This is a genomic window from Streptomyces ficellus (assembly GCF_009739905.1).
Taxonomy (GTDB): Bacteria; Actinomycetota; Actinomycetes; order Streptomycetales; family Streptomycetaceae; genus Streptomyces; species Streptomyces ficellus_A.
Map to the genome: position 1 here is coordinate 3,564,735 of NZ_CP034279.1, position 23,638 is coordinate 3,588,372.

At 73.1% G+C, this 23,638-nt stretch carries 22 protein-coding genes; 10 read left to right on the forward strand and 12 right to left on the reverse strand.

Annotated elements, in window-relative coordinates; genetic code table 11:
• The first annotated feature begins 196 nt into the window (after positions 1 to 196).
• The 3 genes from EIZ62_RS15780 to EIZ62_RS15790 all read left to right on the forward strand — a co-directional run bounded on the left by EIZ62_RS15780 (position 197) and on the right by EIZ62_RS15790 (position 4,424).
• The gene (locus EIZ62_RS15780) at positions 197 to 913 is read left to right on the forward strand and encodes an ABC transporter ATP-binding protein (RefSeq protein WP_156693306.1); all 717 of its coding nucleotides are present in this window, start codon (positions 197 to 199) and stop codon (positions 911 to 913) included.
• The gene (locus EIZ62_RS15785; RefSeq protein ID WP_156693307.1) at positions 910 to 3,774 is read left to right on the forward strand and encodes an ABC transporter permease; all 2,865 of its coding nucleotides are present in this window, start codon (positions 910 to 912) and stop codon (positions 3,772 to 3,774) included. Before EIZ62_RS15780 ends, EIZ62_RS15785 begins: the two co-directional genes overlap by 4 nt.
• A gap of 98 nt (positions 3,775 to 3,872) precedes the next feature.
• Positions 3,873 to 4,424, forward strand: a complete 552-nt coding sequence (locus tag EIZ62_RS15790; RefSeq protein WP_156693308.1) for a bacterial proteasome activator family protein — start codon at positions 3,873 to 3,875, stop codon at positions 4,422 to 4,424.
• A gap of 96 nt (positions 4,425 to 4,520) precedes the next feature.
• Here EIZ62_RS15790 and EIZ62_RS15795 read toward each other — a convergent pair whose 3' ends face one another.
• The 7 genes from EIZ62_RS15795 to pdhA all read right to left on the reverse strand — a co-directional run bounded on the left by EIZ62_RS15795 (position 4,521) and on the right by pdhA (position 12,441).
• Complete coding sequence (locus EIZ62_RS15795) at positions 4,521 to 5,507, reverse strand: NAD(P)H-quinone oxidoreductase (RefSeq protein ID WP_156693309.1); 987 nt, start codon at positions 5,505 to 5,507, stop codon at positions 4,521 to 4,523.
• A gap of 19 nt (positions 5,508 to 5,526) precedes the next feature.
• On the reverse strand, positions 5,527 to 6,606 hold the full coding sequence (locus EIZ62_RS15800; RefSeq protein WP_244375730.1) for a potassium channel family protein: 1,080 nt from the start codon (positions 6,604 to 6,606) through the stop codon (positions 5,527 to 5,529).
• Positions 6,603 to 7,970: a molybdopterin molybdotransferase MoeA gene (locus EIZ62_RS15805; RefSeq protein WP_156693310.1), complete on the reverse strand. Its 1,368-nt coding sequence runs from the start codon at positions 7,968 to 7,970 to the stop codon at positions 6,603 to 6,605. Before EIZ62_RS15805 ends, EIZ62_RS15800 begins: the two co-directional genes overlap by 4 nt.
• Positions 7,967 to 8,833, reverse strand: coding sequence for an NTP transferase domain-containing protein (locus tag EIZ62_RS15810; RefSeq protein WP_156693311.1), 867 nt, complete (start codon positions 8,831 to 8,833; stop codon positions 7,967 to 7,969). Before EIZ62_RS15810 ends, EIZ62_RS15805 begins: the two co-directional genes overlap by 4 nt.
• A 79-nt stretch (positions 8,834 to 8,912) precedes the next feature.
• Entirely contained in the window at positions 8,913 to 10,295 is a 1,383-nt protein-coding gene (locus EIZ62_RS15815) for a dihydrolipoamide acetyltransferase family protein (protein WP_156693312.1), read from the reverse strand.
• Positions 10,295 to 11,299 (reverse strand): alpha-ketoacid dehydrogenase subunit beta, encoded by a 1,005-nt coding sequence (locus EIZ62_RS15820; RefSeq protein ID WP_425281878.1) that lies wholly within the window; start codon positions 11,297 to 11,299, stop codon positions 10,295 to 10,297. The genes EIZ62_RS15815 and EIZ62_RS15820 overlap by 1 nt, the downstream gene beginning before the upstream one ends.
• A gap of 8 nt (positions 11,300 to 11,307) precedes the next feature.
• Positions 11,308 to 12,441, reverse strand: a complete 1,134-nt coding sequence (gene pdhA, locus EIZ62_RS15825; RefSeq protein WP_156693314.1) for a pyruvate dehydrogenase (acetyl-transferring) E1 component subunit alpha — start codon at positions 12,439 to 12,441, stop codon at positions 11,308 to 11,310.
• 198 nt (positions 12,442 to 12,639) lie between these two features.
• Between pdhA and EIZ62_RS15830 the strand changes: the two genes are divergently transcribed.
• The gene (locus EIZ62_RS15830; protein ID WP_156696428.1) at positions 12,640 to 13,152 is read left to right on the forward strand and encodes an Lrp/AsnC family transcriptional regulator; all 513 of its coding nucleotides are present in this window, start codon (positions 12,640 to 12,642) and stop codon (positions 13,150 to 13,152) included.
• Positions 13,153 to 13,186: 34 nt separating this feature from the next.
• Here the strand turns inward: EIZ62_RS15830 and EIZ62_RS15835 are convergent, their stop codons facing one another.
• Both EIZ62_RS15835 and EIZ62_RS15840 read right to left on the reverse strand, forming a co-directional pair.
• Positions 13,187 to 13,780, reverse strand: a complete 594-nt coding sequence (locus EIZ62_RS15835) for a TetR/AcrR family transcriptional regulator (protein WP_156693315.1) — start codon at positions 13,778 to 13,780, stop codon at positions 13,187 to 13,189.
• Entirely contained in the window at positions 13,777 to 15,309 is a 1,533-nt protein-coding gene (locus tag EIZ62_RS15840; RefSeq protein WP_156693316.1) for a 3-hydroxyacyl-CoA dehydrogenase, read from the reverse strand. The genes EIZ62_RS15835 and EIZ62_RS15840 overlap by 4 nt, the downstream gene beginning before the upstream one ends.
• A gap of 123 nt (positions 15,310 to 15,432) precedes the next feature.
• On the opposite strand from EIZ62_RS15840, the gene paaN reads away from it, so the two are divergent.
• Positions 15,433 to 17,127 carry a phenylacetic acid degradation protein PaaN gene (gene paaN / locus EIZ62_RS15845; protein ID WP_156693317.1) on the forward strand — a complete coding sequence of 565 codons (1,695 nt, stop codon included), beginning with the start codon at positions 15,433 to 15,435 and terminating at the stop codon, positions 17,125 to 17,127.
• Between the two features lie 13 nt (positions 17,128 to 17,140).
• Here paaN and EIZ62_RS15850 read toward each other — a convergent pair whose 3' ends face one another.
• The 3 genes from EIZ62_RS15850 to EIZ62_RS15860 are packed head-to-tail and all read right to left on the reverse strand — an operon-like array spanning position 17,141 to position 19,943.
• Positions 17,141 to 17,797, reverse strand: coding sequence for a TrmH family RNA methyltransferase (locus tag EIZ62_RS15850; RefSeq protein ID WP_156693318.1), 657 nt, complete (start codon positions 17,795 to 17,797; stop codon positions 17,141 to 17,143).
• Positions 17,794 to 19,014 (reverse strand): HTTM domain-containing protein, encoded by a 1,221-nt coding sequence (locus EIZ62_RS15855; RefSeq protein WP_156693319.1) that lies wholly within the window; start codon positions 19,012 to 19,014, stop codon positions 17,794 to 17,796. The genes EIZ62_RS15850 and EIZ62_RS15855 overlap by 4 nt, the downstream gene beginning before the upstream one ends.
• The gene (locus EIZ62_RS15860) at positions 19,011 to 19,943 is read right to left on the reverse strand and encodes a DUF5819 family protein (RefSeq protein ID WP_244375732.1); all 933 of its coding nucleotides are present in this window, start codon (positions 19,941 to 19,943) and stop codon (positions 19,011 to 19,013) included. The genes EIZ62_RS15855 and EIZ62_RS15860 overlap by 4 nt, the downstream gene beginning before the upstream one ends.
• A 116-nt stretch (positions 19,944 to 20,059) precedes the next feature.
• Between EIZ62_RS15860 and paaA the strand changes: the two genes are divergently transcribed.
• Genes paaA through EIZ62_RS15885 form a run of 5 tightly spaced genes read left to right on the forward strand, consistent with a single transcriptional unit; the run spans position 20,060 to position 23,578 of the window.
• Positions 20,060 to 21,013, forward strand: a complete 954-nt coding sequence (gene paaA, locus EIZ62_RS15865; protein WP_156693320.1) for a 1,2-phenylacetyl-CoA epoxidase subunit PaaA — start codon at positions 20,060 to 20,062, stop codon at positions 21,011 to 21,013.
• Positions 21,010 to 21,297 (forward strand): 1,2-phenylacetyl-CoA epoxidase subunit PaaB, encoded by a 288-nt coding sequence (gene paaB / locus EIZ62_RS15870; protein ID WP_156693321.1) that lies wholly within the window; start codon positions 21,010 to 21,012, stop codon positions 21,295 to 21,297. The genes paaA and paaB overlap by 4 nt, the downstream gene beginning before the upstream one ends.
• Complete coding sequence (paaC, locus tag EIZ62_RS15875) at positions 21,294 to 22,016, forward strand: 1,2-phenylacetyl-CoA epoxidase subunit PaaC (RefSeq protein WP_156693322.1); 723 nt, start codon at positions 21,294 to 21,296, stop codon at positions 22,014 to 22,016. The genes paaB and paaC overlap by 4 nt, the downstream gene beginning before the upstream one ends.
• Positions 22,010 to 22,519, forward strand: coding sequence for a 1,2-phenylacetyl-CoA epoxidase subunit PaaD (gene paaD / locus EIZ62_RS15880; protein ID WP_156693323.1), 510 nt, complete (start codon positions 22,010 to 22,012; stop codon positions 22,517 to 22,519). The genes paaC and paaD overlap by 7 nt, the downstream gene beginning before the upstream one ends.
• Positions 22,520 to 23,578 (forward strand): 2Fe-2S iron-sulfur cluster-binding protein, encoded by a 1,059-nt coding sequence (locus EIZ62_RS15885; protein WP_156693324.1) that lies wholly within the window; start codon positions 22,520 to 22,522, stop codon positions 23,576 to 23,578.
• Positions 23,579 to 23,638 lie beyond the last annotated feature (60 nt).

The following is a 23,638-nucleotide window of genomic DNA, read 5'->3' on the forward strand; positions in this document are numbered from 1 at the left end:
CCGACCGTCCCGGACTGATCGTCCCGCGCCGACCTTCCCGCACACATCCGCTCCGTACGCCTGCGCCGCTCGCGTACGTCCAAGGGGGGACCCCTCACCCATGTCACCAGTCTCGTCACCACAGCCGCAGCAACCTCAGGGGCCGCAGGGGTCTCAGCAGCCTGACCCGCACCACGAGCGGCGCCGTGAGCAGCCCGTGCTACAGCTCCAGAACCTGACCCGTGTCCACGGGTCGGGGGCCACCGAGGTGCACGCCCTGCGCGGCGTCGACCTCGATGTCTTCCCCGGTGAGCTGGTCGCCGTGATGGGCCCCTCGGGCTCCGGAAAGTCCACCCTGCTGACGATTGCGGGCGGCCTGGACACCCCCAGCTCCGGCCGGGTGATCGTGAAGAACACCGACATCACGACCGCGGACCGCAAGACGCTCGCCGCCCTCCGCCGCCGGAGCATCGGGTACGTCTTCCAGGACTACAACCTCATCCCGGCGCTGACCGCCGCCGAGAACATCGCCCTGCCGCGCGAACTCGACGGCACCACCGCACGCAAGGCGCGCCGCGAGGCCGTCGCCGCGCTGGAGGAGATGGGCCTCGGGCACCTCGCCGACCGCTTCCCCGACGAGATGTCCGGCGGCCAGCAGCAGCGGGTGGCGATAGCCCGGGCGCTGGTGGGCGACCGGCAGCTGGTCCTGGCCGACGAGCCGACCGGCGCCCTCGACTCCGAGACCGGCGAGTCGGTGCTCGCCCTGCTGCGCTCCCGCTGCGACGCGGGTGCAGCCGGCGTCCTGGTCACCCACGAGCCCCGGTTCGCCGCCTGGGCCGACCGGGTGGTGTTCCTGCGCGACGGCGCGGTGGTCGACCAGACGATCCGCAGCGACGCCGACTCCCTGCTCACGAGCCAGGCGGCCGAACGGTGAACAACTGGTTCCACTCCTGGCGTGCGGCGGTGCGCATCGCCCGCCGCGACGCCTGGCGCTACAAGGGCCGCAGCTTCCTCGTCCTGGCGATGATCGCCCTGCCGATCCTGGGGGTGAGCGCGGCCGACCTGACCCTGCGCAGCTCCGAGCTGTCCACCGGGGAGAAGCTGGCCCGTTCCATGGGTGCCGCCGACGCCCGGGTCGTGGACCCCGGCTACGGCGGGGCACCGATCTACCAGAACCCGGTGGAGCAGGACTCCATGCCGGTGGGCGACTTCGACAACAAGCCATGGCCGCAGGGCGAGACGGATGTCGCGAAGGTCTTCCCGCCGAACGCCAAGGTGCTGGCCGACTCGTCCGGTGCGGGCAAGCTGCGCACCGCGCACGGCCTGCTCCAGACCGAGATCCGGGAGTTCAAGGCGGCCGATCCGATGGCCAGGGGCATCATGTCGCTCCAGGACGGCCGGTTCCCCGAGCGGGCCGACGAGGTCGCCGCGACGACGCGCTTCCTGGAGTCCAGCGGGCTCGGCATCGGCTCGACGGTGGCCGCGCGCGGACTTGAGCGCGAGTACCGGATCGTCGGATCGTACGAGCTGCCCGACGACCTGAAGGCCGTTCAGGTCAACGCGCTCCCCGGCGCCTTCCTCGCCCCGCTGGGCAAGGCGCTGGAGAAGGCCGGACTGCCCGGCACGCAGACGACCACCACCCATCTGCTGAGCCTCGCCCGGTCGGCGGACACGGATGGTTTCACGTGGAACATGGTCCAGCAGGCCAACGCCAAGGGCGTGGTGGTGCTGTCGCGTGCGGTCGCGCTCGCCCCGCCGGCCGACGCCGACGTGCCGCTGTTCCAGCAGGAGGGCTGGGGCAACTACGCCGGCAGCGGAGCCGCTGACGCCGCCGCGCTCGCGGCCGTGGGAACCGTCGTCGGCCTCGCGATGCTGGAGATCTGCCTGCTGGCCGGCCCGGCGTTCGCCGTCGGGGCCCGCCGCTCGCGGCGCCAGCTGGGGCTGGTGGGCGCCAACGGCGGCGACCGCCGGCACATCCGGGCGATCGTCCTCGCCGGTGGCCTGGTGATCGGCCTGGCGGCCGCCGTGGTGGGCACCGTCCTCGGACTGATCCTGGCCTTCGTGCTGCAACCGGTACTGGAGGAGTCCTTCGGCCAGCGCTTCGGCGCTTTCGACGTCCGCCCGCTGGAGCTGCTCGGTATCGGCCTGCTGGCCGTACTGACCGGCCTGCTGGCCGCCGTCGTCCCGGCCGTCACCTCGTCCCGCCAGACCGTGCTCGCCTCGCTCACCGGCCGCCGAGGGGTGCGCCGCAGCAGCCGCGTACTGCCGCTCGTGGGTCTGGGCGCCGTGCTGCTCGGTGCCGCGATCGCCCTGTACGGATCGGTGTACTCCAGCCAGTTCGCCCTCGTCGCGGGCGGCAGCGCCCTCGCCGAGCTGGGAGTCGTCGCGATGACCCCGGCGCTGGTGGGCCTGTTCGGGCGCACCGGCCGCTGGCTGCCCCTGTCGCCGCGGCTCGCGCTGCGGGACGCGGTACGCAACCGGGGGCGCACGGCTCCCGCGGTCGCCGCCGTGCTGGCCGCCGTCGCGGGCACGGTCGCCGTGGCCACGTACCAGGCGAGCGACGACGCCCAGCAGCGCGCCGCGTACGAGGCGCGGCTGCCGCACGGCGCGGTCTCCGTCATGGTCGGCGAGGGCGGCGGCCGGGACGTCCCGGTGGTGCGTGACGCGGTGCAGAAGAACCTGCCCGTCGCCGTGCGGGCCGACGTGGACCGGATCGTGGTGGGCAAGGCCAGCTGCGAGATGTACGGGGACGGGGAGGGCTGCGGCCGTCACGAGGTCGTCACGCCGCCGGCCAACGTCTGCCCGCTGTGGGCTCCGACCGCCGACGGCTCGGATCCGGCCGACAAGTACACCAAGGCCGAACGCCGCAAGCTCGCCCAGGACTGGCGCTGCAAGGAGATGCCGGGGGTGACGTACACCGAGAGCGGCCTGGTGGTGGGTGACGCCAAGCTGCTGACGGTGCTGGGGATCAAGGACCCGGCCGCGGCGAAGGCGCTGGGCGAGGGCAAGGTCGTGTCGTTCTCCCGGACGCTGGTCGATGCCGACGGCAAGCTCGCCGTCAAGGTCATCACCGACTCGGCGAAGGCCGAGGAGGCCATGGCCGAGGGCAAGGAGCCGCCGGGCAAGGTCACGTCGTTCGCGGCGTACCAGGTCGCCAAGGGGACCCAGTCGTACGGCGTGGCGGGCATCGTGCCGCCGGCGGCGGCCAAGGCGGCGGGCCTCACCACGGTGCCGCTCGGCGCGTACTTCTCGACGGACCGGATGCCGAGCACGGAGCAGCGGCAGAAGCTCGACGACGAACTCGCCAGGACGGGCGCCGCCGTCGATCTCCACGTGGAGGAGGGGTTCGTCAGCAAGAACAGCATCGTCCTGCTGTCGCTGACCGTCTTCGCGGGCCTGATCACCATCGGTGCGGCCGGTATCGCCACCGGTCTCGCCCAGGCGGACGCCGAGGCCGACCTGAAGACGCTGGCCGCGGTCGGTGCGCCGCCGCGGGTGCGGCGGACGCTGAGCGGTTTCCAGTGCGGGGTGGTCGCCGTGATGGGTGTGCTGCTGGGATCGGCGGCGGGCGTCCTGCCGGCGATCGGCCTGCGGCTCACCGAGCAGCGTCAGCAGACGTCCTGGTACGAGCAGGCGCTGGACAGCGGCGGCACGATGGACGCGCCGCACGTGCCGATCATCATTCCGTGGGAGACGCTGGCCGCTCTCCTGGTCGCGGTCCCGCTGGGCGCCGCGCTCCTCGCCGCCCTGGTCACGCGCTCACGAGGCGCGCTGGCCCGCCGCGCGGCGACCTGACGGGAGGCGTCCGGCGGTTGTGCCCCCGTACGAGGGTGGATCACCCTCGTACGGGGGCAGACCGTCTGGTGACGCATCTGTGCGAGAGAATGGCTGGCATGGAGATGCCGAGGAATGAACGGTCGCATGAGAACCCCCAGATCCTGGTCGTAGGGCAGGACGGAATGGCTCTCGGCGGCGGTGACGGTGACGACGAGTCGCGCGAGGTCCCGGTGACGGAGATGGTCGAACAGCCCGCGAAGGTCATGCGCATCGGCAGCATGATCAAGCAGCTTCTTGAAGAGGTCCGCGCGGCCCCTCTCGACGAGGCCAGCCGGGTGCGCCTGAAGGAGATCCACCGCGGCTCGGTGAAGGAGCTGGAGGACGGCCTGGCGCCCGAGCTGGTGGAGGAACTCGAACGGCTCTCCCTGCCGTTCACGGACGAGGCCATCCCCTCCGAGGCGGAACTGCGGATCGCGCAGGCCCAGTTGGTCGGCTGGCTGGAGGGCCTGTTCCACGGCATCCAGACGGCGCTGTTCGCCCAGCAGATGGCGGCCCGCGCGCAGCTGGAGCAGATGCGCCGCGCGCTGCCGCCGGGCGCGCCGACCGACGATGACGACGACGACCGCGGACACGGTCACGGCGCGATCCGCTCGGGCCCGTACCTGTAGTGCCCGTGCCCGTGCCCGTGCCCGTGGCCCGGCGCACCTCGTGCGCGCCGGGCCACGACGGCGGCCGGGCGGGGGCTGCCGGGCGGGGGCGTAGGGTCAGGCGGCCGGGGTGACGAGCAGGACCTTGCCGACGTGGGAGCTCGACTCCAGCGTCCGGTGGGCCTCCGCCGCCTCCGTCATCGGGTACGAGCGGTCCACGACCGGCCGGACCGTACCCGCGGCGATCAGCGGCCAGACGTGCTCGCGCAACGCCGCGATGATCGCGGTCTTCTCCTCCAGCGGCCGTTTCCGCAGTGACGTCGCGGTCACCGCCGCGCGCTTGTCCAGCAGGGCGCCCAGGTCCAGCTCGGCCTTCCGGCCGCCCTGGAGGCCGATCACGGCGAGCCGCCCGTTCACGGCGAGCGCCTTCACGTTCCGCTCCAGGTACTTGGCGCCCATGATGTCGAGGATGACGTCGGCGCCGGCACCGTCCGTCGCCCGGTGCAGCTCCTCGACGAAGTCCTGCTCGCGGTAGTCGATCAGGATGTCCGCGCCCAGCTCGGCGCAGCGGGCCAGCTTCTCCGGACCGCCCGCCGTGACCGCGACACGGGCGCCCACCGCCTTGGCGAGCTGGACGGCCATCGTGCCGATACCGCTCGCCCCTCCGTGCACCAGCAGCGTCTCGCCCGGCCGCAGGTGCGCCACCATGAAGACGTTCGACCAGACCGTCGCGGCGACCTCGGGCAGCGCCGCCGCCGTCACCAGGTCCAGCCCGTCCGGCACGGGCAGCAGCTGCCCCACCGGTACGGCGACCTTCTCGGCGTAGCCACCGCCGGCCAGCAGCGCGCAGACCTCGTCGCCGACGGTCCACCCGCTGACGCCGGGCCCCAGGGCCGCGACCCGGCCGGAGCATTCGAGCCCCGGGTAGGGGGACGCGCCGGGGGGCGGGTTGTAGAAGCCCTGTCGTTGCAGGAGATCGGCGCGGTTGACGGCGCTGGCCGCCACCTCGACGAGGACCTCGCCCTCGCCGGGCACCGGATCGGGCACCTCTGCCCAGACGAGCGCCTCGGGACCACCGGGTTCGGGAATCGTGATCGCATGCATGGCCGCGAGGCTACTCCCGCTAGTCCGGAGTGCTCAGGGGCGGCACACTCCTGGCCCGCACGATGGTGATCAGACGGTCCGTCAACTGGATGGGGCTCGCGGCCGGGTCGTCGTAGCCGAGCAGCCGGTGGCCCCGCAGGACGCTGATCACCAGGTCGTCCGTCTCGCGTACGTTCTTGCCCACCTCGGCCTTTATGACGGGCCGTTCGACCAGGTCGAGTCCGCTTCCCTGCTGGATCAGGTCCTCCATCACGGTGCCCGCGCTCGGGCTCAGCACCGACAGGCCCAGCAGTCGGCCGGCCGCGCTGGCGCTGGTGATCACGGCGTCCGCGCCGGACTGTCGCAGCAGCGGTGCGTTCTCCTCTTCCCGTACCGCCGCGACGATCTTCGCGCCGCGGTTGAGCTGGCGTGCCGTCAGCGTGACCAGGACGGCGGTGTCGTCGCGCTGGGTCGCGATCACGATCTGCCGGGCGCGCTGCACTTCGGCCTGGAGCAGGACGTCGCTGCGGGTCGCGTCCCCGACCACCCCGGTGAAGCCGTCAGCGTTCGCCGCCTCGATGACCTTGCCGCTGGGGTCGACGATGACGATCTGGTCCTTCTTGAGGCCGGTGGCGCACAGGGTCTGGATCGCGGACCGGCCCTTGGTGCCGAAGCCGATAATGACGGTGTGGTCGCGCAAGGTGGACCTCCAGCGCTTGAGCCGCCACTCTTCCCGGGTCCGTTGGGTGAGGACCTCAAGAGTGGTACCGACCAGGATGATCAGGAAGAGCACACGCAGCGGAGTCACCAGCAGGACGTTCACGAGCCGTGCGCTGTCACTGTGCGGAACGATGTCGCCGTAACCCGTCGTCGACAGGGTCACGGTCGCGTAGTAGAGGGCGTCGAGGAAGTCGACGCTGTCGTCGGCGTTGTCGTGGTAGCCACCACGATCGAGGTAGACGATCATCACCGTCAGCGCGAGGACGAACAGCGCCATCAGCAGCCGTGCCCCCACCTGCCTCAGGGGGCGTTGCACGATCGGGTTCGGCAGCCGGATCTTGCCGCCGACGAGATGCTCGTCGGCCCGGCGGGCCATCGCGTCCTGGCCAGGAAGTTTCACGTGAAACACCCCTCGCTCGTCGCCGACCAGGGCAGGTCGAGGATCTCCACCGGGTCACCGGGCCGGGCACCGCCCGGTGGGATGACGGCGAGCCCGTCCGCCGCCGCGATCCCACGCAGCATGGCCGGCCCGTTGTAGTGCAGCGGTACGACGACCGGAAAGCCGCCGGTCCCGGAGCCTGGCCCGGACCCCGAGCCCTGCCCGGCCGCTCGGAGAGCGTCGCGGGCGGTGTCGCGGGCGGTGCCCCGTCCGGCCGCGTGGACGACCGGAACGAGCCGCGTGTCGTGGGGGTGGCCGTGCACCTCGTCCCGTACGACGGCCCGGTACGGGCCCGGGGCCCGGTGCCCGGCGAGGCCGCGCAGCAGGGGCTCGGCCAGGGTCAGCAGGCCGGAGACGGCCGCGAGCGGGTTGCCCGGCAGGCCCACCAGGCACCTGCCGGGGGCGAGCCGGGCGAGCAGCATCGGGTGGCCGGGGCGGACCTTCACCCCGTCGACCAGCAGCTCGGCGCCCGCCTTGCCCAGCACCGGGTGGACGTGGTCGACGGGTCCGGCAGCGGTACCGCCGGTGGTGATCAGCACGTCCGCCTCGGACTCGCTCACCGCCGTGTGCAGCGCGTCGGCGTCGTCCCCCAGGCGCCGGGTCGCCCCGACGTCCGCGCCGAGCGCCCGGAGCCAGGGAGCGAGCATCGGGCCCAGGGCGTCGCGGATCAGCCCGTCGTGCGGGAGTCCCGTGGTGAGGAGTTCGTCGCCGAGCACCAGAACGTCGACGCGGGGGCGCTCGACCGTGTCCAGTTCGTCGTACCCGGCGGCGGCCGCGAGGCCGATCACGGCGGGCGTGACGACCGTTCCCGCCGGCAGCAGCCGGTCGCCCGAGCGGCACTCCTGGCCGCGCGGCCGGACGTCCTGCCCGTGCGTCACGTCACGGTGGGCGTGCAGCCGGCCGGTCGCGTCCGCCCGGGCGTGCTCGCTGCGGATGACGGCGGTGGCGCCGGCCGGTACGCGGGCGCCGGTGGCGATGCGTACCGCTTCCCCGTCGGGGAGGGGGCCCGTCGGGGCGTGGCCCGCCAGGACGGAGGCGTCCTCGCGGATCCGCCAGGGGCCGGGTCCCGCGACGGCCCACCCGTCCATGGCGGAGGTGTCGAACGACGGGAGGTCGGTGAGCGCGGCGAGCGGCTGGGCGAGCACCTCGCCCAGGGCCCGCCCCAGGGGTACGCGCCGTGTCCGGGTGGGGTGCGCCGTGCCCAGGCGGGCCGCGACGGAGCGCGCCTCGGCCCAGGGCAGGGCCCGGTGCGGCTCCGGCTTCGGGGCCTGGGGCCCGAGCAGGGCGAGCGCTTCGTCGACGCCGTCGGCGTCCGGGTCGGTCATCCCGCGCCGGTCCCGCTGTCGGTCTCGTCCGCCCACCGTGCCGCGAGGGCGGACGCCTTGCGCGAGGCATCGGCGACGGCGGCGGAGACGGCCTCGGGGCCGTCGCCGGCGGCCCTGGCCGCCGCGTAGCCGACCAGGAAGGTGGTGAGCGGCGCGGCGGGCCGGGCGACGCCGTGCGCGGCGTCGCGGGCCAGGTCGAGCAGAAGCCCGGTGTCGACGTCCACGTCGATGCCGAGCTCGTCCTTGACGGCGGTGATCCATTCGTCCAGCACGTTCCCATGCTCCCTGATCGTGGCCCGGGCCGCGGCGATGTCGTCCCAGGTGTCGCAGTCGAAGGAGGCGAGGGGCCCGACCGGGAGCCGCAGGAGCTGGAGTTCCCGCACGAGCAGGCGCAGCGGCAGGCCGGTCAGATTGCCGTGTTCGGTCGCCAGGAGCGCGAGTTCGCGGCGCAGCGGCTCGGTGCGGTAGGCGGCGACGAGCGGCTGGTCCCGCCCGTCGGGGTCCACGGACAGCACGCCCTCGGCGCTTCCGTCGGCCAGCGCGTCGACCAACGTGCGGACGCCGTCGGCGCGGAGGAACGGCAGGTCGCCGCTCAGGACGACCACGGTGTCGGCCTCCACGTGCCGCAGGCCGGCCGCGAGCGCGGCCAGCGGCCCGCTGCCGGGCGGCTCCTCCCGCGCCCACACCACGGGGCGCACCGTGGTCCGCCGCCCGCCCACGACGACGGCGCGTCCGGCCTCGCGGCAGGCGCCCAGTACGCGGTCCAGGAGGGCGCGCCCACCGACACTCACGCCTGGCTTGTCCACGCCACCGAGCCGCCTGGCGGCACCCCCGGCGAGCACGACGACGTCAAATGGGGTCACGGCACCAGTATCCCCAGGCGCCCTCGCGCCCCGGCCCCCGGGGCGGCCGGGGCCGGGGTGCGGGCCCCGGCCCCGGCCGTCACACGGTGCGCAGCAGCACCGCCGGGTGTTCGACGCAGTCCGCCACGTACCGGAGGAAGCCGCCCGCCGTGCCTCCGTCGCACACCCGGTGGTCGAAGGTCAGGGACAGCTGGACGACCTGCCGGACGGCCAGTTCGCCCTCGTGCACCCAGGGCTTGGGGATGATCCGTCCCACGCCCAGCATCGCCGCCTCGGGGTGGTTGATGATCGGCGTGGAGCCGTCCACCCCGAACACGCCGTAGTTGTTCAGCGTGAACGTCCCGCCCGTCAGCTGGGCGGGCGTGAGCGTGCCGGCCCTGGCGGCCTCCGTCAGGCGGGTGAACTCCGCCGACAGGGACTCCGCCGTGCGGAGGTGGGCGTCCCGGACGACGGGGACGACCAGGCCCCGGTCGGTCTGCGCCGCGAATCCCAGGTGCACCTCGGGCAGCCGCACGATCTCCCGCGCGGCCGTGTCGACCCTGGAGTTGAGCTCCGGGTGCCGGGCGAGCGCGGCGGTGCAGATCCGGGCGAGGAGCGCCAGCAGGGAGATCTTCGGGCCGCCCGCCGCGTTCATCGCGGCACGCGCGGCCATCAGCTCGGTGGCGTCCGCGTCGACCCAGCACGTCGCGTCGGGGATCTCGGTCCGGCTGCGGGACAGCTTGTCGGCGACAGCGCCGCGCACACCGCGCAGCGGCACGCGCTCACCGGCGACGGCGGGCCCCGCCGCCGCGTGCGCGGGCGTGGGGGCGGGGCCGGCTTCGGCGGCGGGCACTGCCTGTGCCCGCTCCACGTCGGCGCGCAGGATCAGCCCGTCGGGCCCCGACCCGCGCAACTGCCGCAGGTCGACGCCCTTTTCGCGGGCCAGCTTCCGGACGAGCGGGGAGATGACCGGCACCGGCCCGTCGGAGGGCACGACCGTCACGGCCGCGGGCGCCGCGACCGGTGACCCGTTCGCGGCCTGCGCCTGCGGGCCGGTCGTGTCGCGCCGCACCCGCCGCCGCCGTGCCGCCGGGGCGGCCGTGCCGTACCCCACGAGCACGTTCCCCGAGCCCTCGCCCGACGAGCCGGCCGGCGAGGAGGCCGCCGAGGCGCCCGTCCCGGCCGAACCGGCCGCACCCGCCGAGGCGCCCGCCGGTGCCGTTTCGGGCATCGACGTGGCGCCCACCGCGACCGTCAGCAGCGGGGCGCCGACGGGCAGTTCCGTGCCCTCCTCGCCGAACCGCGCGGTGACCACGCCCCCGTAGGGGCAGGGCACCTCGACCATCGCCTTGGCCGTCTCGACCTCGACGACCGGCTGGTCGATGGCGACGACGTCCCCGACGTCGACCAGCCAGCGCACGATCTCCGCCTCGGTGAGGCCCTCGCCGAGGTCCGGCAGTCTGAACTCCAGTACCTGGGCCATCAGCTCTGCGCCTCCCACTGCAACCGCGCCACCGCGTCCAGGATCCGGTCCACGCCGGGCAGGTGGTGCCGCTCCAGCATCGGCGGCGGGTACGGGATGTCGAACCCGGCCACCCGCAGCACCGGCGCCTCCAGGTGGTGGAAGCACCGCTCGGTGACGCGGGCGGCGATCTCCCCGCCCGGCCCGCCGAACCCGGCCGACTCGTGCACGACGATCGCCCGCCCGGTGCGCCGGACCGACGCGCAGACCGTCTCGTCGTCGAACGGCACCAGCGAGCGCAGGTCGACGACCTCCAGGTCCCAGCCCTCGGCGGAGGCGGCCTCGGCGGCCTCCAGGCACACCGGCAGGGACGGTCCGTACGTGATGAGCGTGGCGCTGCGCCCGGTGCGCCGCACCACCGCACGGCCTATGGGTGCGACCGGGTCGGGCGCGTCCGGTGACCACTCGGCCTTCGACCAGTACAGCCGCTTCGGCTCCAGGAAGACGACCGGGTCGTCGGAGGCGATCGCCGCCCGCAGCAGCCCGTAGGCGTCGGCGACCGTCGCGGGCGTGACGACATGGAGCCCCGGAGTCGCCATGTAGTACGCCTCGGACGAGTCGCTGTGGTGCTCGACGCCGCCGATCCCGCCGCCGTACGGCACGCGCACCACCATCGGCAGCGGCATCGCGCCGCGCGTGCGGTTCCTCATCTTGGCGACGTGGCTGATCAGCTGCTCGAAGGCCGGGTAGGCGAAGGCGTCGAACTGCATCTCGACGACCGGCCGCAGCCCGTACATCGCCATGCCGACGGCCGTGCCGAGGATGCCCGCCTCGGCGAGGGGGGTGTCCGTGCAGCGGTCCTCGCCGAACTCCTTGGCGAGCCCGTCGGTGACCCGGAAGACCCCGCCGAGCGTACCGACGTCCTCGCCCATGACGTGGACGGACGGGTCCTCGGCCATCGCGTCGCGCATGGCGCTCTGGAGCGCCTGCGCCATGGTGGCGGGTTTGGCCGCCACCTTTGCCACGGTCGTCATCAGGCATCACCTTCGGCGTCGAGTTCGGCGCGCAGTTGGGCGGCCTGCTCCCGCAGTTGTGCGGTCTGCTCGGCGTAGACGTGCGCGAACAGGTCCATCGGGTCGAGTGGGGCGTCCGCGTTCATCCGCTCGCGCAGGCGCGCGGCCATCGTCTCGGCGTCCTCGCCCGCCCGGCGGACGCCGTCCTCGTCGAGGAGGCCGCGCTCGGTCAGCTCGTGTTCCAGCAGCCGGATCGGGTCGTGGTTCCGCCACGCCTCGACCTCGCCGTCGCCGCGGTAGCGGGTGGCGTCGTCGGCGTTGGTGTGGGCGTCGATGCGGTAGGTGACCGCCTCCACGAGGGTGGGTCCGCCGCCGCGGCGCGCGCGGGCGACCGCCTCGGACAGCACCTGGTGCACCGCCGGCGCGTCGTTGCCGTCGACCAGCCGGCCCGGCATGCCGTACCCGACGGCCTTGTGGGCCAGGGAGGGGGCCGCGGTCTGCTTGGCGAGCGGGACGGAGATCGCGAAGCCGTTGTTCTGCACGAGGAAGACGACCGGGGCCTGCCAGACCGCCGCGAAGTTGAGCGCCTCGTGGAAGTCGCCCTCGCTGGTGCCGCCGTCGCCGACCATGGCGAGGGCCACCACGTCGTCGCCCTTGAGGCGGGCGGCGTGCGCCAGCCCCACGGCGTGCGGCAGCTGGGTGGCGAGCGGCGTGGACAGCGGCGCGACGCGGTGCTCCCGCGGGTCGTACCCGGTGTGCCAGTCGCCCCGGAGGAGGGTCAGCGCCTGTACGGGGTCGAGGCCCCGCGCCACGGCGGCGAGGGTGTCGCGGTACGACGGGAAGAGCCAGTCCCGGTCCTCCAGCGCCAGAGCGGCGGCGACCTCGCACGCCTCCTGGCCGGTGCTCGACGGGTACACCGCCAGCCTGCCCTGCTTGGTGAGGGCCGTCGCCTGAGCGTTGTACCGGCGGCCGCGCACGAGCTCGGCGTACAGCCGGCGCAGCAGCTCGGGCGCGAAGCCGTCCACGGCGTCCGTGCCCAGTACCCGGTACGGCTCGGGGTCCGGGAGCAGCGGTGCGGGGTCGGTGCGCGGCTTCCACGCCGGGGGCGGGGTGGGCCGGTAGGAAGCGGCACCGGGCAGCTCTTGGACCGTCATGACAGCACCTCCTCGTGGGGAGCGGGCATAAGACCCGGAGACGGCGTCGACTGTGACGCGCCTCACCTACCGATTGTTCGGTCGTGGCGGCATTTTGGCTACAGGCGCCTTCGGTCTGTGGACAAACGGTTCTCCACAGCCTGGGATAGAGGCAGGTCGTCCATGCAGGAGAGGCGGGGGGACATGGCAGCTGAACAAATGGCCGACGGCAGGGAGCAGGGTCAGCCGGGCGACGGGCAGCAACCGCCGCCCCGGCCGCTCGACGCGATCGACCGCGACATCCTCCGGATCCTCCAGACGGACGGCCGCGCCTCGATACGCTCCGTGGCCGACCGCGTCCACGTGTCGCGCGCCAACGCGTACGCGCGGATCAACCGCCTCATCGAGGACGGGGTGATCCGGGGGTTCAGCGCGCGCGTGAACCACGAGCGGGCGGGGCAGGGCGCCTCCGCGTACATCACGCTCAAGATCGTCCAGAATTCCTGGCGCACGGTCCGCGAGCAGCTCCAGGCGCTGCCGGGCGCGGCACACATCGCCCTGGTGAGCGGGGATTTCGACGTGCTGCTGCTGGTGCACACGCCGGACAACCGCACGCTGCGCGAGCTGGTCCTGACCAGGCTCCAGTCGATTCCCGAGGTGCTCTCCACGCGCACGCTGCTGGTGTTCGAGGAGACCGACCTCGACCGGCGGGCCCTGACCGACGAGATCTGAGCGGCGCGGGCCGGCCGGCGGGGGAACGGGCAGGTCAGTGGCTGGTGCGCAGCCCGTCGAAGGCCAGGTGGACGACGGTCTCGACGACCTGGCGGCGCTCGGCGTCACCGCCCGGCTGCGGCCGGTACCACTCCACCAGGGAGTTGACCATGCCGAAGAGCAGCCGGGTGGCCAGGCGTATGTCCACGTCCGCACGGAGATCGCCGTCGGCGGCGGCGGCCTTGAGCAGGTCGGCGACCCGGTGGTCGAACTCGCGGCGGCGCTCCAGGGCCCACCGCTCCGTCGTGGTGTTGCCGCGCACCCGCAGCAGGAGCGTCACGTACGGCAGCTCGTCCATGAGGACCTCGACGGTGCGCCGGGTCACGTACTCGACCCGCTCGATGGCCCGTCCACGGGTGGCACCGGGTTCGTCGAGCACCGCGAAGAGGCCGTCGAGGGCCCGGCTGACGGCCCGCCGCAGCAGTTCCTCCTTGCCCGCGACGTGGTGGTAGATCGAGGACTTGGAGATCCCGGCGGCCTTGGAGAGGTGCTCCATGGAGGTGCCGTCGTAGCCGCGTTCGTTGAAGACGCCGACGGCGACGGACAGCAGCGTCTCGGGGGTGTAGGTGTCGCGCTTGGCGGTGGTCATCGGCTGTCCTGGTCCTTCATCGCGGCCCTCTCCTCGTAGTCGCGGCGCACAACGCCGAGGCAGGGGGCGTAGCGGCCGGTCGGGTAGCGCGTGTGCAGGGAGCCGAGCAGGTCGGACACCGTCTCGTAGCCGAGCCTGGCGGCCCATTCGAAGGGGCCGGCCGGGTAGTTCACGCCGAGGCGCATGGCGGTGTCGATGTCCTCCGCCGAGGCGACCTCGCGGTCCACGGCGTCCACGGCGAGGTCCACCAGCATGGCGACCGTGCGGGCGACGATCATCCCCGGGACGTCGCCGATGACCGTCACCTCCTTGCCGAGGGCCTGGAAGAGGCCGACGGCCTCCTGGAGGGTCTCGGGCGAGGTGGTCGGGGCGGTCGCGAGGGCGATCCTGGTCGCGGTCGTGTAGTCGTGGGCGAGGTCGAAGTAGACGATCTCCTCGCCCTCGTACTCGAAGACCGCCTCGCCGTCCGCGAGGGTGAGGTGCCCGCCGCCCGGCAGGGCGATGTGGTTGCCGCGCCGATGGCGCCGGACCTTGATGCCCGCCTCTTCGACGAGCCGGACGAGGGGCTCGGCGTGGCCGAGGCTGCCGTGGACGGTGATCTTGTCGGGGGCGGGCGCCGGGGCCTCGGTGGGCACGACCGGCCGCTCGGCGCCCTCGGCGTACCCGTACCAGCCCTGTCCGGTCTTGCGTCCCAGCCGCCCCGACTCGACCAGGCGCCGCTGCGCGAGGGAGGGGGTGAACTTGGGGTCGTGGTGGAAGGCCTCCCAGACGGACCGGGTGACGGCCTCGTTGACGTCCTGCCCGATCAGGTCCGTCAGCTCGAAGGGGCCCATGGCGAAGCCGCCGCACTCCCGTAGGACGGCGTCGATGGTGACCGGGTCGGCGGCCCGCTCCTCGTACAGGCGCAGTGCCTCCGCGTAGAAGGGGCGGGCGATGCGGTTGACGATGAACCCGGGGGTGTCGGCGCAGCGCACCGGGGTCTTGCCCCACCCCTCGACCGTGGCGTACGCGCGCGTGGCGGCGGCCGGGTCGGTGGCGAAGCCGCTGACGACCTCGACGAGGGGGAGGAGGGGCGCGGGGTTGAAGAAGTGCAGTCCGACGAAGCGGCCGGGCAGGCGGAGGGCCGCCGCGATGGCGGTGACGGACAGCGAGGAGGTGTTGGTGGCGAGCAGGCAGTCGTCGGCGACGGTCCGCTCCAGCGCGGTGAACAGCTCCTGCTTGACCGTCAGCCGCTCGACGACGGCCTCGATGACGAGCGCGGCGTCGGCGAGGTCCTCCAGGGTGTCCGCGACGTGCAGCCGGGCGGCCGCCGCGTCCCGCTCGTCCGGCGACATCCGGCCCTTCTCGACGAGCCTGCCGAGCCGTCCGGTGATGGCCTCGGCGGCCTGCCGGGCACGGTCGGGCGCCGTGTCGTGGAGCCGCACGGGGTGGCCGGCGACCAGGGCGACCTGGGCGATCCCCTGCCCCATGGTGCCGGTGCCCACGACGGCGACGGTGCCGCTCCGCTCGATGGCCATGCTGTCGGTCATGACAGTGATCCTCCCCGATGAGTTGTCCACAGGTTCGGGAGGCCCCCTTGTCCCGACCGATCGTTCGGTTACTCTAGCCCTGTCCGCCTGTCCCTGCCCAGCTCGACGAGGAGTTGGTCCGCCATGGCCGCCGCTCAGCTCACCACCGACCACCTGACCGAGAGGCACCGCTCCACGCTGGAACAGGCCCTCGAAGCCATCCGCACGCGGGCCTACTGGTCCCCCCACCCCGAGCACCCGAAGGCGTACGGGGAGAACGGCTCGCTGAGCGCCCCCGACGGCCTCGAGGCCCACAAGGCGACCCTCGGCGCCCGCTTCGAGCTGGACCAGCCGGGCACGGACGGCTGGACGGGCGGCGAGGTCTCGCCGTACGGCCCGCAGCTGGGCGTGGAGTACCCGCACGCCGACCTGGAGGTGCTGCTGCCCGCGATGCGGGCCGGCATGGGCGCCTGGCGTGACGCCGGTCCCGAGACCCGCGCCCTGGTGTGCCTGGAGATCCTGGCCCGGATCAGCGCCCGCACCCACGAGTTCGCGCACGCGGTGATGCACACCAGCGGGCAGGCGTTCATGATGGCGTTCCAGGCGGGCGGGCCGCACGCGCAGGACCGCGGTATGGAGGCGGTGGCGTACGCGTACGCGGAGCAGGTCCGCACCCCGCTGGTCGCCGACTGGTCCAAGCCGCAGGGCAAGCGGGACCCGCTGGAGCTGCGCAAGGCGTTCACGCCGGTGGGGCGGGGCATCTCCCTGCTGATCGGCTGCAACACCTTCCCGACGTGGAACGGCTACCCGGGCCTGTTCGCCTCCCTGGCCACCGGCAACCCGGTGCTGGTGAAGCCGCACCCGCGCGCGGTGCTGCCGCTGGCGCTGACGGTCCGGGTGGCGCGCGAGGTGCTGGCGGAGGCGGGCTTCGACCCGAACCTGGTGGCGCTGGCCGTCGAGCGGCCGGGCGAGGGCATCGCCAAGGACCTGGCGGTCCGCCCGGAGATCCGGATCATCGACTACACCGGTTCGACCTCCTTCGGCGACTGGCTGGAGGCCAACGCCCGGCAGGCTCAGGTCTACACGGAGAAGGCCGGCGTCAACACGGTCGTCGTCGACTCCACCGACGACTACAAGGGGATGCTCTCCAACCTGGCCTTCTCGCTGTCGCTGTACAGCGGCCAGATGTGCACCACCCCGCAGAACCTGCTGATCCCCCGCGACGGCATCACGACGGACGCCGGGCCCAAGTCCTACGACGAGGTGGTCACCGACCTGTCCGCCGCCGTGTCCGGTCTGCTGGGCGACGACGCCCGGGCGAACGCGCTGCTGGGCGCCATCGTCAACCCGGACGTTAAGGCCCGCCTGGAGGCCGCCGGCGGTCTCGGGGAGGTGGCCCTCGCCTCGCGCGAGGTCGCCAACCCCGACTTCCCGGACGCCGTCGTCCGCACGCCCGTCCTGGTGAAGCTGGACGGCTCCAAGCCGGACGCCGAGGCGGCGTACATGTCCGAGTGCTTCGGCCCGGTCGCCTTCGCGGTCTCCGTCGAGTCGACCACCGACGCCCTGGAGCTGCTGCGGCGCACGGTGCGCGAGAAGGGCGCGATGACCGTCGGGGCGTACACCACCTCGCCGGACGTCGAGCGGGCCGTCGAGGAGGTCTGCCTGGAGGAGTCCGCGCAGCTCTCGCTGAACCTGACGGGCGGGGTGTACGTCAACCAGACCGCCGCGTTCTCGGACTTCCACGGCTCGGGCGGCAACCCGGCGGCGAACGCCGCGCTGTGCGACAGCGCGTTCGTGGCCAACCGCTTCCGCGTCGTCCAGGTGCGCCGCCCGGCCTGACCGTCCCTGAGGGTCAGGCGCCCGGCGCGGGGATCTCCGCGTACCGCTGCACCCAGGCGTGCATGGCGATCGCCGCGGCGGCGCCCGCGTTGATCGACCGGGTCGAGCCGAACTGGGCGATCGAGCAGACCATCGCCGCGTGCTTGCGGGCCTCCTCCGTGAGGCCCGGCCCCTCCTGCCCGAAGAGCAGGACGCAGCGGCGCGGCAGCTCGGTCCGCTCCAGGGGCACCGCGCCGGGGAGGTTGTCGATCCCGATGATCGGCAGCCCCTCGGCGGCCGCCCAGGCGGTCAGCGACTCGGTGTCCGGGTGGTGGCGCACATGCTGGTACCGGTCGGTGACCATGGCACCGCGCCGGTTCCAGCGCCGCCGCCCCACGATGTGGATCTGCCGCGCCAGGAACGCGTTCGCGGTGCGGACGACGGACCCGATGTTGAAGTCGTGGCCCCAGTTCTCCACGGCCACGTGGAAGTCGTGCCGCCGGGTGTCCAGGTCGGCGACGATCGCCTCGCGCCTCCAGTACCGGTACTGGTCGACGACGTTGCGCCGGTCGCCCCCGGCGAGGAGCTCGGGGTCGTACCGCTCGTCCTCCGGCCACGGCCGGGGGTGCGGGCCGACGCCGATCTCGGGGGCGTAGCCGTCGTCGTACTGCAGGGGGGTCTCGCTGGTCACCCCACGAGGGTACGGGGGGCCTCGTCCGTCTCGTCCTCGGTCGCCCGCCGCTGCCCCGGCGGCACCGCCCCGGAGCGGGGCAGCAGCCGCTCCCGGCCGCGCCGGACACGGGCGCCCAGCCAGACCAGGAAGACGGTCGGCAGGAAGACGGCGTCGGCGGCGATCATGGCGAGGGAGAAGAAGGGCAGTCCCAGCAGCAGGGCGATCCCCGCGTGCTCCAGCATCATCGCCACGAGCAGGACGTTCTTGACCCGCCGGTTGAACAGCGTGAAGGGGAAGGCGACCTGCACGATCACCGTGCCGTACGTCAGGATCATGACCACGAGCCCGCTGCCGGCGAGCAGGTCGGAGAGGAACGGCCAGGGGGTGAAGTAGTCCAGCTGGAGCGGGTAGTACAGCGCGGTGCCGTCCTGCCAGCGGGACCCCTGGATCTTGTACCAGCCGGCCGTGGCGTAGATCAGGCACACCTCGCCCATGATCACCAGGAGGGCGGCGTTGTGGGCGAGGTTGGCGAGGACGTCGGCCAGGGTGCGCGGCTCCCCGGGGGCGTACCGCGACACCAGCCACCACACGCCCTGCGCGGCCCACAGCACCCACATCAGTACCAGCAGCCACGTCTCGCCGGTGCGGCCGATGAACAGGGTCGCCGCCACCAGCCCAAGGGCGAGGACGGCCCACAGCACGGGCCCCAGCGGGTCGCGCGGGGAGGGTCCGGGGCGGGCGGCACGGCGGGCGTCGAGCGACCACACCTGGCTGCACCGCGTCAGGACCAGGTAGAGGGCCATCAGGTGGATGACGTTGTCGCCGCCGTCGCCCATGAAGATGGAGCGGTTCTGCAACGACAGCACGCCCACCATGAACAGCACCGACATGGTGCGGGTGCGCCAGCCGACCAGCAGCAGGACGCTGGACAGCACCGCGAGGGCGTACACGATCTCGAACCACAGGGTGCTGTCCGACCACATCAGCACCGTGAAGGCGTGGTTGTTGGCGATGAGCTGCTGGCCCATGTCCCAGGACCAGGGGCCGTCCGGCCCGTACAACTCGTGCCGGTGGGGGAACTCCCGCAGCAGGAACAGCAGCCAGGCGGCGGAGAAGCCGATGCGCACGACCGCGGTCTGGTACGGGCCGAGGGCGGTGCCGGTGACGCGCTGGATGGCGCGGGCCAGCCGCCGGTCGAACGGCTCGCTGCGGGTGGGGGCCTTGCCGAGGGTCACTGGTCCGCCTCCGTACGGCCGCCGTCGACCCCGCCGGGCAGGTCGGCCTCGGTCACGGTCCACCACGGGAGCACCCGGTAGTAGGGCCGGGTGTCGGTCTTCTCGTCGCTCCAGACCGGAGCCTTGACGCCCTGCGTGGCCGAGCGCATCTGGATCCGTTCGATCCTGCCGCCCAGCTGGTGCTCCTCGAGCCGCAGCATGGCGATGCGCCGGACGTAACTCTCGGACAGCCGGCCGCGCAGCCCGTTGGGACGGTTGTCGTTGGTGTGCGAGTTCACGTAGAAGTCCCAGCCCCGGCGGAGCTCGTTCTGGTTCACGTGGCTGGGGAGGAGGTTGCCCCGGATCGCTTCCCCGTCGTCGCCGGAGAGGTCGATCCACCCGGTCGTGCGCCGGCCGCCGTCGCTCCCGGTGACCTCGGCCCGGACGTGGACGGCGATGTTCTGCTGGAGGGGGTTGGGGGCGAAGAGCTTCCAGTTCTGCTCGAACTCGGGGAAGACCCAGTCGTCCACGGCCTCGCCGTGCTGCTTGGTGAGCGTGTTCGAGGGCGCGACGTGCAGGAACGCCATGGCCAGGTGGACGCACGCGAACATTCCCACGACGGCGAGCGAGACGGCCGCCACGACCTGGTACGGCAACGACAGCGCGGCGATCCCGCCGGCCCCGTCCGGCCGCGGGCTCCCCGCCGGCGGGCCCGGCGCTTCCGGCGTCCGCGGTACGGGGCCTCCGGCGGCGCTCGCCCGGTCGGCGTAGTCCGGTCCGGCGGATGTGCCGGGGGACGCCGGCGCGGACGCGGGCCCCGCTTCCCGGGCGGATCGCGGCCCGTGGCCCTGCTCGGGGCGCTGCTCGCCCGGGGGCGTCACCGGGGCGGAACCCTCCGGTTCGGTGGCGCGCCGGGGGTGGGCACCGGCCTCCTTGTCGTACGAGTCCATCCCGCCCCGTTCCCGTCCCCATCGTCCGCCGGAGTTATCCACAGGGTTGACACCATACGGGCCGCCGACTCACCATTGAAGTCATTCAACCGAACGATCGGTCGGTAGGGGGCCCGATGACGGCAGTGACTGCGGACACGCAGGAGGCGCACGAGGCGGCGTTCGACGCCGCGGTGGCCGCCGACGAGCGGATCGAGCCGCGCGACTGGATGCCGGAGGCGTACCGCGCGACGCTCGTCCGCCAGATCGCGCAGCACGCCCACTCCGAGATCATCGGCATGCAGCCCGAGGCGAACTGGATCACCCGCGCGCCCTCGCTGCGCCGCAAGGCGATCCTGATGGCCAAGGTGCAGGACGAGGCCGGGCACGGCCTGTACCTGTACAGCGCCGCCGAGACCCTCGGCACCAGCCGGGACGAGCTGCTCGACAAGCTCCACTCCGGCCGCCAGAAGTACTCCTCGATCTTCAACTACCCCACGCTGACCTGGGCCGACGTCGGTGCGATCGGCTGGCTCGTGGACGGCGCGGCGATCACCAACCAGGTGCCGCTGTGCCGCTGCTCCTACGGCCCGTACGCCCGCGCCATGGTGCGGGTCTGCAAGGAGGAGTCGTTCCACCAGCGCCAGGGGTACGAGTCGCTCCTCGCCCTCTCGCGCGGGACGCCCGAGCAGCACGCGATGGCGCAGGACGCCGTGGACCGCTGGTGGTGGCCGTCGCTGATGATGTTCGGCCCGCCGGACGACGAGTCGGCGCACTCCGCCCAGTCGATGGCCTGGAAGATCAAGCGGCACTCGAACGACGAGCTGCGCCAGCGGTTCGTCGACATCTGCGTCCCGCAGGCCGAGGCCTTGGGCCTCACGCTCCCCGACCCCGACCTCAAGTGGAACGAGGAGCGCGGGCACCACGACTTCGGGCCGATCGACTGGACCGAGTTCCGGGACGTCCTCAAGGGCAACGGGCCCTGCAACGAACAGCGCATCACCCAGCGCCGCCGCGCCCACGAGGAAGGCGCCTGGGTCAGGGAGGCCGCCGCGGCGTACGCGGCGAAGCACGGGGAGGCGAATTCATGACGACCAGCGAATGGCCGCTGTGGGAGGTGTTCGTGCGCTCGCGCCGCGGGCTGTCCCACACACACGCGGGAAGCCTGCACGCGCCGGACGCGGAGATGGCCCTGCGCAACGCCCGCGACCTGTACACGCGCCGCAGCGAGGGCGTCTCCCTCTGGGTCGTGCCGTCCGCGGCGATCACCGCCTCCTCGCCCGACGAGAAGGACCCCTTCTTCGAGCCGGCCGCCGACAAGCCCTACCGGCACCCGACGTTCTACGAGGTGCCGGAGGGGGTGAAGAACCTGTGACCGCCACCGCGCACACCGCCGCCGCGCTCGCCCTCGGCGACGACGCCCTGGTCCTGTCGCACCGGCTTGGGGAGTGGGCCGGGCACGCGCCGGTCCTCGAGGAGGAGGTCGCGCTCGCCAACATCGCGCTGGACCTGCTCGGCCAGGCACGGGTGCTGCTGTCCCTCGTCGGCGACGAGGACGAGCTGGCCTACCTCCGCGAGGAGCGGGCCTTCCGCAACGTGCAGCTGGTCGAGCAGCCCAACGGCGACTTCGCCCACACCATCGCCCGCCAGCTGTACTTCTCCACCTACCAGCGGCTGCTCTACGGGCGGCTGGCGGCGGCCGGGGCCGGCGATCTCGCCGGTCTCGCGGCGAAGGCCGTCAAGGAGGTCGCCTACCACCAGGACCACGCCGAGCAGTGGACGCTGCGGCTGGGCGACGGCACCCCGGAGAGCCACGACCGCATGCGGCAGGCCTGCACGGCACTGTGGCGCTTCACCGGCGAGCTGTTCCAGCCGGTCGCCGGGCTGGACGTGGACTGGCAGGAGCTGGAGTCAGACTGGCTCGCGTCGGTGACGGCGGTCCTGGAGCGGGCCACCCTGACCGTGCCGGACGGCCCCCGCACGGGAGCGTGGAGCGCCGGAGCGGGACGCCAGGGCCTGCACACCGAGAGCTTCGGCCGGATGCTCGCCGAGATGCAGCACCTGCACCGCAGCCACCCGGGGGCGTCGTGGTGACCGGCACGCCGGACATGACGTCGCTGGAGGCGGAGCTGAGCCGGCTGGCCGGCTCCGTCCCGGACCCCGAGATGCCCGTCCTGACGCTGGAGGAGCTCGGTGTGCTGCGCGGGGTGCACGTCCTCGCGCCCGGCCGCGTCGAGGTCGAGCTGACCCCGACGTACACCGGCTGCCCCGCCATCGAGGCCATGTCGTCGGACATCGAGCACGTCCTGCGCGAGCACGGCATGGCGGAGGTCTCGGTCGTCACGGTCCTCTCCCCCGCCTGGTCGACGGACGACATCAGCGAGGAAGGGCGCCGCAAGCTCGCCGAGTTCGGCATAGCGCCGCCCCGCCACCAGGGCGCCGGCGGCGGCCCGGTCCCCGTCACGCTGGCCATCCGCTGCCCCAACTGCGGCTCCCCCGAGACGGAGCTGCTCAGCCGCTTCTCCTCGACCGCCTGCAAGGCGCTGCGCCGCTGCACCGCCTGCCGTGAACCGTTCGACCACTTCAAGGAGTTGTAGATGTTCCATCCGCTCCGGGTGAGCGACGTCGAGCGGCTCACGGACGACTCGGTCGCCGTCACCTTCGCGGTGCCGCCCGAGCTGCGCGAGACCTTCCGCCACGTCCCCGGCCAGCACCTCGCCCTGCGCCGCCACGGCGTGGGCGGCGAGGAGATCCGCCGTACGTACTCGATCTGCTCCCCCGCCGCGCCCGAGGGCGAGGAACCGGTGCTCCGCGTGGGCATCAGGCTGGTGGACGGCGGCGAGTTCTCCACGTACGCGCTGAAGGAACTCGCCGTCGGCGACACGGTCGAGGTGATGGAACCGATGGGCCGCTTCCTGCTGGCCCCCCGCGCCGGGCGCTTCGCGGCGATCGTGGGCGGCAGCGGGATCACCCCCGTGCTGTCCATGGCGTCGACGCTGCTGGCCCGCGAGCCGCAGGCCCGGTTCTGCCTCATACGCAGCGACCGCACGGCGGCCTCGACGATGTTCCTGGACGAGGTCGCCGACCTGAAGGACCGGTTCCCCGACCGCTTCCAGCTGGTGACCGTGCTCTCCCGGGAGGAGCAGCAGTCGGGCCTCCCCTCCGGCCGGCTGGACCAGGAGCGGCTGGCCGGCCTGCTGCCCGCGCTGCTGCCGGTCGGCGAGGTCGACGGCTGGTTCCTCTGCGGACCCTTCGGTCTGGTCGTCGGCGCCGAGCGAGCGCTGCGGGGCCTGGGCGTGGACCGTGGCCAGATCCACCAGGAGATCTTCCACGTGGATGACGGCTCGGCTCCGGCCGTGCGGGCGGCCGCGGTGCCGGCGCACGCCACGCTCACCGCGACCCTGGACGGCCGGTCGGGCACCTGGCCCGTGCAGGAAGGGGAGTCGCTGCTGGAGACGGTGCTGCGCAGCCGTTCGGACGCGCCGTACGCCTGCAAGGGCGGCGTCTGCGGCACCTGCCGCGCCTTCCTGGTCACCGGCGAGGTCCGCATGGACCGCAACTACGCCCTGGAGAGCGAGGAGACCGACGCGGGGTACGTACTGGCCTGCCAGTCGCACGCCGTGACACCGGAGGTGGAGCTCGACTTCGACCGCTGATCCGTTCCGCTGATCCGTTCCGCTGAGCCACTGATCCGCTGGGCCGCTGATCCGCTGGGC